This window comes from Frankia sp. CgKIO3 (assembly GCF_977946435.1).
This window is the reverse complement of record NZ_CDWTMO010000149.1, coordinates 858-10,500: the sequence shown is the minus strand read 5'-3', so window position 1 is coordinate 10,500 and position 9,643 is coordinate 858. Positions and strand designations below refer to the sequence as shown.

Here is a 9,643-nt window from a genome sequence, read left to right as displayed (position 1 = left end):
CCCGTGCGCTCGGCTTGGACGTGGCTGCCGGCGGTGGGCCGACGGGCCAGGTGCGGGTGTCCACGATGGGGTCCGAGGTTCCAAGCGAGGGGCTTGGACTACGGATGGATGTCCGCGGCCGGCGTCACCTGGACCTTCCACGGCCCTCGGAGGGCAGCGCCGTCACCGGCGTGGCGGGCGGCCGTGGATCGATCCTGGTGACCGCCCAGGGCGCGTCCGCCGGGGGACTGTCGGCCACCGTGACGGCCCGGGAGAAAGACGGCGTCGGGTCAATGGGCGGCGTCGGGCCGATTCAGGCGCGTTGCGAGCCGTCCCGGGCCCGGGCCTGGTTCACCGGACCATCGACCGTGGCCGGTCGGGATCCGGTGGTGATCTGGTCGAATCTGGCAGCTGAACCAGCCCGGATCAATGTGCGGGTGCTTTCCGACGGACCGGCGACGTCGCCGCAGGACATCACCGTGCCCCCGGACCACGCGGTGATCCGGCGACTCGCGTCCCTCGCACCGGAGGCCGCCGCGACCACGCTCGACGTCCAGATGCGCTCCGGCCGGGTTCTCACCTGGGTCGCGGACCGGCCCAGCGCGGCGCGTGCGGACTCGATGCCGGGGGCGGACCGGGCGGGGCGCGCGGATCCGGTGAGCCTTGTCCCGAGCACCTCCGCCCCGGCCCGGCGTCTCCTGCTTGGCGGGGTCGTCGTCCCGGCGGGGTCCGCGTCCTCGACGGCGCACCTGGTGCTCGCCGCACCGTTGCGGGAGGCCACGGTGCGCATCACGGTCCTCACGGGTACGGGTCGGCACACGCCGATCGGCCTGGAGGCCGTCGTCGTGCCCGCCACCGGTGCGATCATCACGCCCGTGCTGCTGCCGGCGGGCGCCGCCTCGGCCGTCCTGGTCGAATCGGCCGATGACGCACCGGTGCTCGCCGGACTGGCCGCACCGTCGGGCCGGGCGGGAGAGCGGTCGACCGGCTCGGACGGCGGATCCACCTGGGTCGGCGCCACCAGCCTTGATCCTCCGCTCGACCCGCGCGGGCTCGACGCGTACGGCCAGGCGGTCGGCCTCTCCGGGCCGACGGGGCTGGCCGCCGGGGCGGGATCCGCGCCGGATGCGGTCGTCTCCCTCCCGCCGGTGCCGCCCGGCGCGACCGGCGTCGTCGTGCTCGCCGCTCCGGCGGGAGCGGTCACAGCGTGGATCGACGGCGAGCTGGTACGGGTGAGGCCGGGCACCGTCGCGACCGCCCGCATGCCGATCGGGCAGGCCGGTGGACGGCTCGTCGCGGTCGGCGGCCCGCTGGGGGCCACCGCCGTGATCGGCGATCTCCCCGGCACGCCGGGGGAGGGCCGGGCATCCGGGGATCCGCCCCGCGGGCCTACCCCCTCCGGCTCCACCGGCTCCGGCTCCACCGGCTCCACGTCGTCGACCGCCGTGTCGTCGATCTTTGGGATGTCCAAGCCCGTGATGCCGCGGAGCATCTCTACCGTCGTTCCGTTGTGGGGGCGTCGAGGCTCCTCGACGCCCCGGTCTCCATCGAGGATCCCACCGTCCTGTATCAGCGCGGCTAGTGCCGAGTCCGCCGACCTTCGATCTTTGCCTCGTGGCGGGCCGGGCACCGGTCGGCGTCCTCCCAGGACGTGCGGGAGGTTCGTGACGCTTCCGGTCTTCCGGTCTTCCGGGCCGTCAGCACCCCGCCCTGTCGGTGGCGTCGCCCGTCAGCGGCCGGGAGCGGCGAGAAAGACCCGACCGGTGCCGGTGAGGGTCAACGCGGCGGATCCGGCCAGCAGGGCGGACCGGCCCCCACGCAACTCCACCGGGGCGACGGTCGTCCCGTTGTCGGCGGTGCCGGTCACCCGGACCGCACCCTCGATGGCCAGCAGCACCACGGGCCGTCCCACGTTCAGGGCGCCGCCGGTGCAGATCGCCTCGGTGAGGGCGAAGTCCCCGACGGGGACGTCCCAGCCGCGGAGCAGACCACCGGGGGAGACCGCGAGAGTACAGGGCATGAGGATCGGCGCCGCGCTCGGAGTGGGATCAAGGATGCGCAGGAGCTCGTCGACATCGATGTGCTTGGGGGTGAGCCCGCCGCGCAGCACGTTGTCCGAGGTCGCCATGATCTCGATACCCAGGCCGGAGACGTAGGCGTGGAGCAGCCGCGCGGGCTGGAAGAGCCCCTCCCCGGGGCGCAGGGTGACGTCGTTCAGCAACAGGGCGGCCGCGATCCCGACGTCGCCCGGGTGCGCGGCCGCGAGCAGACCGATCAGGTCGGCCGCCCGCGCGACGTCATCGGCTTCGACGCCGTCTGCCGCGACGCCGTCCGCCGCGGCCCTGTCCGTCGCCGTGTCGTCCGTTTCGGCGCTGGGCGTCCCCGGCGCTGCCGCGTCGTGCGGGCCGGCGGCGAGCCGGCGGGCCGTCGCCACGAGGTCGCGGACGAGGTCACGGGCGGGTTCGCGCGGCATGGTCAGCAGGGAGCGGAGCACCTGCGCGGCGCCGCCCGAGGGATCGTCGGCCAGTGGTCGGAAGGCGGCGGTGAGGGCCGGTGAGCCCAGCCGGGCGACGATGGCGAGGGTCCGGCCGAGATCACGTACGCCGGCGAGAGCCCGAAACGGGGACAGTGCGACGATCAGTTCGGGCTTGTGATTCCGGTCACGGTAATGCCGACGCGGATCGCCCAGGCCGAGACCGGCCGCGTCGTCCGCGTCGAAGCCGGCCCGGGCCTGCGCCAGGTCCGGGTGCACCTGCAGCGACAGCGCCTTCTCGGCGGCCAGTACCTTGAGCAGGAACGGCAGCTGACCGACGAGGTCGGTGGCCGGACGGCGGATGCCGTCGTCCTCGGCGAGGGCCGTCGCCACCGGATGGGTGCCGAGCCACAGCTCCGCAACCGGCTCGCCGGTCGCGACCGCCCCGAGCAGGTTCGGAATCGCGGTCGGGGACCCCCAGGCGTACGACTGCGCCTGACCGTGCAGTGGCAGGATCCGGGCGCCGGAGGCCGTCGCCCGAGCGGCCTCGTTCCTGGTGGTCACGGTGTTCCTGGTGGTCACGGTCTCCCTCGCGTGGTGGGTGTCCTGCGGCCGGCCAGCCACCGCGGCTCGGCTGTTCCTCGCTATTCGCTGTTACTCGCTATTCCTCGTCGCCCCAGCCGTGGCCCTCCGGGTCGATCACGGCGGGGTCGACCCCCATCATCTCAGCCATCTCGTGGATGATCGCATCGAGGACGAGCTCGGCCAGGTCCTCGCTGTCGACGGCCCGCGCCTCGATCGGGCGGCGGTAGACGACGATGCGCCGCGGGGTGCCCGACCGACCCCTGCCGCTGGCCGGCTGGTAACGAGCGAGCGGGATCTCGTCATCGGTCACCGCCACCGGCGGTACGTCCTCGACGGCGAACTCGACGTCCGCGAGTTCGGTGGACCACCGGTGGTCGAGATGCTCGACGGCGTCCAGGACGAGATCGTCGAAGCGGTCGCCGCGGGTGGCGTAGGCGGGCACGTCCGGCGGAAGAAGAGTGCCCCGGATTCCACGGCCGCGCCGGTCGCGCCGCCGCCGTGGCGGGATCGGCCGGGCGACTGCCGGGAACCGCTCGGGCTCGCTCACCCTGTCAGCGTAGCGTTCAAGGATGGACGGTCGTCCGTCGATCGCGGTGAACTCCGCGCGGCTTCCGGCATCGCTCGGAGTGGTGCGCCGATCCGTGGGCGCGGTAACGACGGTTTCCGGTCACATCCCTGCGTTTCATCCCCTATCGCTACCAGCTCGAGGACGGTCCATGATCTCAAAATCGCTCTGGATACGTGCTGAAAGAGGGATATTGTATGCGGGCCGCGATGGCATGGTCGACGCCGCGTGACGATTAGTCGTCGCGCCACGCGACACGACCCGAGGTGGTGGCCGTCGTCCGTTCCGGGGGCTACCGTCCGGAACGTGAAGCCTCGGCGCTGCTCCCGCTCGGCCTGTTCCGCAGCCGCGGTCGCCACGCTCACGTATGCCTACGCGGAGTCCACGGCGGTGTTGGGCCCGCTCTCCCCGTACGTCGAACCACACTCCTACGATCTGTGCGGCACCCACGCGGATCGGCTCACCGTGCCGCTTGGCTGGGCTGTGGTCCGGCTCGAGGCCGAGGCGCCCCGTGAGGGGGGTCGTGAGGTGGCCGGGGACGACCTGGAAGCCCTTGCGGACGCCGTGCGTGAGGCGTCCCGGCGGGGAGGGCCGGAGCCCCCGCAGGGTCCGCAGGCCCCACCCCCGGGTGGCCGGCGGGGTCACCTGCGGGCCGTTCCCAGTCCGTCCTGATCCGGAGCGCTCCCACCTCTCGGCCGTCCCGGTCATGTGGTCGTCCCGATCTTCCGTTTGTCCTAGTACCGGTGGTCCGGTGAGTGGTTCGGCGCGACTTCGCTCGGACGCGGTCCTGGCGGTGCCGGACCCGGCGGATAAGGTCAACCGAGCCGGTCGCAGCAGTGGCCGCGCGGCCGGGGGCACCATTCACCCGGTGCCGGGGGACACCAGGGAGAAGGGGTTGGAAGGGATGCGTGACCTCTCGCGGATCTTCAAGGCGTACGACGTGCGTGGCGTGGTGCCGGCGGAGTTCGATGCCGACGTCGCCCGAGCCACCGGAGCCGCCTTCGTGCGGCTGCTCGGCGCCCCGCGGATCGTGACCGCGCACGACATGCGGGAGTCGTCGGTCCCGCTCGCCGAGGCCTTCGCCGAGGGGGCGGTCAGCCAGGGCGCGGACGTGATCGCCGCCGGGCTGGGATCCACCGATCTGCTCTACTTCGCCGCCGGTTCGCTGAACATTCCGGGTGCGATGTTCACCGCGTCGCACAACCCGGCGAAGTACAACGGCATGAAGCTCTGCCGGGCCGGCGCGGCACCCATCGGCCAGGAGACCGGGCTCGCCGACATCCGCGCGATGATCGAGGCGGGCATTCCCGCCGGTCCCGGTCGTCGCGGCACCGTGACCCGGCGGGACCTGCTGGACTCCTACGTGCGTCATCTGCGCACCCTGGTCGACCTGGCGGGGATCCGGCCGCTGACGGTCGCCGTGGACGCGGGTAACGGCATGGGCGGGCTGACCGTCCCGGCCACCTTCACCGGGCTGCCGCTGACAGTGATCCCGCTCTACTTCGAGCTGGACGGCTCCTTCCCGAACCACGAGGCGAACCCGATCGAGCCGGCGAACCTGCGGGACCTGCAGGCCGCCGTCCGCAGCTCCGGAGCCGACATCGGCTTGGCCTTCGACGGCGACGCCGACCGCTGCTTCGTCGTCGACGAGCGGGGGGAGATCGTCTCTCCGTCGACCATCACCGCCCTGGTGGCCGATCGCGAGCTGGCCCGGGAGCCGGGGGGCACGGTCATCCACAACGTCATCGTCAGCCGGGCGGTCCCCGAGTTGGTCACCGAGCGCGGGGGCGTCCCGGTCCGCACCCGCGTGGGCCACTCGTTCATCAAGGCCGAGATGGCCCGTACCGGCGCGGTCTTCGGTGGCGAGCATTCCGGTCACTTCTACTTCCGCGACTTCTGGCGGGCGGACTCCGGCATGCTCGCCGCGCTTCATGTGCTCGCCGCGTTGGGCGGCCAGGACCGGCCGCTGTCCGGGCTGCTCGGGGGGTACGCCCGTTACAGCGCGTCCGGTGAGATCAATTCCGAGATCGCGGACGCCGCGGCGGCGATGAACGTGATCGAGAAGGCGTACGCGCCGGACGCCGCCGACGTGGACCACCTGGACGGGTTGACGATCTCCTTCTCGGACGGATCCTGGTTTAACCTCCGCCCGTCCAACACCGAGCCGCTGTTGCGGCTCAACGTGGAGGGGCCCGACGACGCCACGATGCATCGGCTGCGCGACGAGATCCTCGCTCGCATCCGGAGCGGAAGGGAAGCCTGATGAGTCTCGACCCGCTGCTGTTGGAGATCCTCGTCTGCCCGTGCAGCAAGCACGGTGAGCTGCGGCCCGACGAGCTGGGCGATGCCCCCGTGCTGGTGTGCCTCGCCTGCGGCCTGGCGTTCCCGGTGCGCGACGACATCCCGGTGATGCTGCTCGACGAGGCGGTCCCGTTCTCCGGCGCGCCGGCGTCGAACTGACGCCGCGGCCTCGACGTGTACCTCGACGAGGCGATCCTCGACGACACCGCCCGCATTGACGCCGGTCACGCCGGCGGTCTCCTGCCGCACATCGCCTCCGCCGCCCGCCAGGTCCGTCGCGGTGCCACCCTCGCCCAGGAGGCCGGGGTCGCTCGCCTTGCCGCTGACGGGCGGCCCCGGGCGGTCATCGTGGTGGGGGTGGGCGGCGCGGCGCTGGCCGCCGGGGTGCTCGCCGCCGTCGCCGGGCCGGCCAGCCCGGTGCCCGTCATCGGTCACCACACCTACGGCCTGCCGGGCTGGGTGGGGGTGGCCGACGTCGTCCTTGCGGTGTCGGCGTCCGGTACCTCCGCGGAGACCTGTTCGGCGGTGGAGGAGGCGAACCGGCGCGGCGCGCGGGTGGCCGTGGTCGCCCCTGCCGATACCCCCCTGGCCCACCTGGCCGGGGTGGCCGGTGCGCCCCTCGTCGTGACCTCGGCGGAGCAGCCCGCTCGTGCCGCCCTGTGGTCGTTGTCGCTGCCACTGATCATCGTCGCCCGGGCCCTGGGTATCGCGCGGGTGGCGGACGAGGCGATCGAGGCGGCCGCCGTCCGCCTCGAGGACGTCGCGACCCGCTGCCGTACGTCCAGCGAGTCGTTCGTCAATCCGGCGAAGACGCTAGCGCTCGAGCTGGCCGGTACGTTGCCGATCATCTGGGGAACCTCACCGGTGACGAACGTGGTGGCCGAACGTGCCGTCACCCAGCTCGCGACGAACGCGAAGTATCCGGCCATCGCCGGGGCGCTGCCGCATCCCGCCCGCCACCAGGTCGCGCTGTTCGACGGTGCTTTCGGCGCGGGTCTCGCGGCTGGCGGCCCGGTGCGCGACGACTTCGACGACTTCTTCCGCGACCGCGCCGAGGAGGACGAGTCGATCCGGCTCCGCCTGGTCCTGCTGCGCGATCCCGACGTCGAACGCCTGGATGTCGCCCGGCAGGCCGAGGCGGCGGTGGCGGTGGCGGCCGAGCGAGGCGTCGGCGTCACCGAACTGCGCGCCGACGGCGGCGGGCCGCTGGAACGGCTCGCCTCACTCATCGGCCTGTTCGACTACACGGCCGTTTATCTCGCCCTAGCGCTCGGGGTCGATCCCGTGCAGGTGCCCGCGGCCCACGACCTTAGGCGTTGACCAGGACCTCAGGCGCTGACCAGGCCGCCGGAAGGCTGGCTAGCGGCCGGCAGGCTGATCCCCTCTGCCGGATCCCGGTTCGACGCCGTTCTGAGGCTGCTGCGGCTGTCCCTGGTTCTGCCCGCTCTGGCCCGTGCCGGGCTGGGCACTGCCTCCCTGTGGCTGTCCGCCCATGCCGGGAAAGATCTGCTGACCCAGGTTCTGCAACAAGTCGCCGAGGCCCTGACCGGGCGTCGGTGCTGGCGGGGTGTTCTGCAGACCTCCCTTGGTGCCGCGCGCGACGGTCGGATCGGCGCCGGGCAACGGGACCACCGGCCGGTTGGCCAGGGCGGCCCGCATCGACTTGCTCCAGATGATCGCGGGCAGGTCGCCGCCGAAGACATGGGGCCAGGTCCGGCCGTCGGCGACGACGCCCCGCAGCGGGTGGCTCTCCGCCCCCATGGGGTCGCCGACGGATACCGCCGCGGCGAGCTGCGGGGTGAAGCCGACATACCAGGCGGCCGAGAACTCGTCGGTGGTGCCGGTCTTGCCTGCCGAGGGGCGGTCGATGGCGGCCTTGGTCCCGGTCCCGCGGACCGGGACGCCGGCGAGCACACTGGTCACGGTGTCAGCAACACCCTTGGCGAGTACCTGTTCGCACTGCCGCGGCTGGGCGATGTCGATCGGGTCGTGGCTGGAGTCGATGGCCTCGGTGGCGAAGCGGGGCGTGCAGCGCACCCCGCCGCCGGCGATCGTCGCGTAGGCGTCGGCCATCTGCAACGGGGAGACGTACATGTACTGGCCGCCGCCGATGGCGGTGGCCCCGTCGGTGGAGCCGATCTTGTCTGCCTTCGGCGGTGTGACGCCCAGGCGTTTGGCCATCTCCAGGACCGCCGGGATGCCGGTCTTCTCCGCGAGCTGCACGTAGAAGGTGTTCACCGAGTCCCAGGTGCCCTTGGGGATGTCGTAGATGCCGGCCTCGGCGGGATCGGAGTTCGAGAAACCCCTGGGGCAGTCGCCCTCACCGCGGTCCAACGGGAACTTCTTGGTCTCGTAGCAGGCCGGGGAGTAGAAGGCCGTTGAGGTGCCGTAGCCCTGTTCGAGCGCGGCGGCGAGCACGAAGGTCTTGAACGTCGACCCGGGCTGGAAGGTGGCGCTGGTCGGCAGCGGTACCATCGTCTGGTTGACGGCTGTGTTCGAGCCGTACACCCGGTTCACTGCCATGGCGAGGATGTTGCCGGTGCCGGGCTGGATGACGACCTCGGTCGCCGACACCCGGCTGCTCGGTGACACGGTCGAGTTGACGGCGTCCTGCGCCGCCTGCTGCACCATCGGGTCGAGAGTGGTCCTGATGACCAGGCCGCCCTCGTAGATGCGTCGGTTGCGTTCCTCCAGGGTGGAACCGAGCGCCGGGCTCGCCCGCAGCTGGGACCGTACGTAGTCGCAGAAGAACGGCGCCGACGACGTCTCGCAGGAGTCCGCGGCCGGCGGCGGGGCCTTCACGACGTTCAGCGGCATCTGCTTCGTCGCCTCTGCCTGGGTGGTGGAGATATACCCCTCGGCGGCTATCTTGTCCAGCACGGTGTTGCGCCGGGCCAGCGCGGCCTCCGGGTAAGCGGCGGGGTTGTACCGGGACGGACTCTGCACGAGCCCGGCGAGCAGCGCCGCCTGTTCGAGAGTGACCTGGGAGATGGGCACCCCGAAGTAGTGCTCGGCGGCGGTGCCGATCCCGTACGCCCCGTCACCGAAATACGCGATGTTGAGGTAGCGCTCCAGGATCTCGTCCTTGGAGAACCGCTTCTCGATGCCCAGGGCGTACCGGAGCTCCTGGATCTTGCGTTCCAGGGAGTTCCCGGCCGCGACCTCTCGCTCCCGCGTGGTGCGGGCGTTCTGCAGCAGCACGTTCTTGACGTACTGCTGGGTCAGCGTCGAACCGCCCTGAGAGACTCCGCCGGCCTCGCTGTTGCGCAGCGCGGCGCGGAAGACGCCCTGTGGGTCGACGCCGCCGTGCTGGTAGAAGCGGGCGTCCTCGATCGAGATGATTGCCTCGCGCATGATCTTCGGGATCTCGTTGCCGGGCACGACGATGCGGTTCTCGGCCCCGCGCAACATGGCGATCACTGATCCGTCGGCGGCCAGAATCGTCGAACTCTGCGGCAACGGAGGCGTGACGAGCTCGGCGGGCAGCCCGAGGAAGTGGTCCGCGCTTCCCTTGGCGAACAGGCCGACCGCACCGACGAACGGCAGGGACAACAACGCGACGACCAGCCCGAGAACGATCGCCGTCAGCCCCATCTTCTTCAGGACCCGATGCCGGTTCACGGGTGGACGGGGGATGAGCGGCCTGCCCGCTCCCCCGGCCCCGGCCCCGCCGGCCGCCGCCGGACCGTCGCCCGTGCCGCCGGGGGAGCGACGCGCGGAAGCGCCGTCGTCCGCGTAGG

At 72.1% G+C, this 9,643-nt stretch carries 7 protein-coding genes and 1 pseudogene; 5 read left to right on the top strand and 3 right to left on the bottom strand.

Annotated elements, in window-relative coordinates; genetic code table 11:
- Nucleotides 1-65 precede the first annotated feature (65 nt).
- Nucleotides 66-941: pseudogene (locus AC08OJ_RS15590) on the top strand (DUF5719 family protein); the annotation flags it as partial.
- A 767-nt stretch (nucleotides 942-1,708) separates the two neighbouring features.
- Here the strand turns inward: AC08OJ_RS15590 and manA are convergent.
- Nucleotides 1,709-3,016: a mannose-6-phosphate isomerase, class I gene (gene manA, locus AC08OJ_RS15585; protein WP_476593824.1), complete on the bottom strand. Its 1,308-nt coding sequence runs from the start codon at nucleotides 3,014-3,016 to the stop codon at nucleotides 1,709-1,711.
- Between the two features lie 97 nt (nucleotides 3,017-3,113).
- Nucleotides 3,114-3,584: a metallopeptidase family protein gene (locus AC08OJ_RS15580; protein WP_476593821.1), complete on the bottom strand. Its 471-nt coding sequence runs from the start codon at nucleotides 3,582-3,584 to the stop codon at nucleotides 3,114-3,116.
- 324 nt (nucleotides 3,585-3,908) lie between these two features.
- Between AC08OJ_RS15580 and AC08OJ_RS15575 the strand changes: the two genes are divergently transcribed.
- From AC08OJ_RS15575 to AC08OJ_RS15560, 4 genes are all read left to right on the top strand, one after another.
- Nucleotides 3,909-4,274 (top strand): DUF3499 domain-containing protein, encoded by a 366-nt coding sequence (locus AC08OJ_RS15575; protein WP_035908204.1) that lies wholly within the window; start codon nucleotides 3,909-3,911, stop codon nucleotides 4,272-4,274.
- A gap of 232 nt (nucleotides 4,275-4,506) precedes the next feature.
- A complete protein-coding gene (locus AC08OJ_RS15570) occupies nucleotides 4,507-5,865 on the top strand; it encodes a phosphomannomutase/phosphoglucomutase (RefSeq protein WP_476593823.1) in 1,359 nt (452 codons plus the stop codon).
- On the top strand, nucleotides 5,865-6,062 hold the full coding sequence (locus tag AC08OJ_RS15565; RefSeq protein ID WP_476593820.1) for a Trm112 family protein: 198 nt from the start codon (nucleotides 5,865-5,867) through the stop codon (nucleotides 6,060-6,062). Before AC08OJ_RS15570 ends, AC08OJ_RS15565 begins: the two co-directional genes overlap by 1 nt.
- Before the next feature lie 15 nt (nucleotides 6,063-6,077).
- Nucleotides 6,078-7,223, top strand: a complete 1,146-nt coding sequence (locus AC08OJ_RS15560; RefSeq protein WP_476593819.1) for an SIS domain-containing protein — start codon at nucleotides 6,078-6,080, stop codon at nucleotides 7,221-7,223.
- A 39-nt stretch (nucleotides 7,224-7,262) separates the two neighbouring features.
- Here AC08OJ_RS15560 and AC08OJ_RS15555 read toward each other — a convergent pair.
- The coding region (locus AC08OJ_RS15555; protein WP_476596090.1) for a transglycosylase domain-containing protein at nucleotides 7,263-9,643 on the bottom strand (2,381 nt) is incomplete at its 5' end.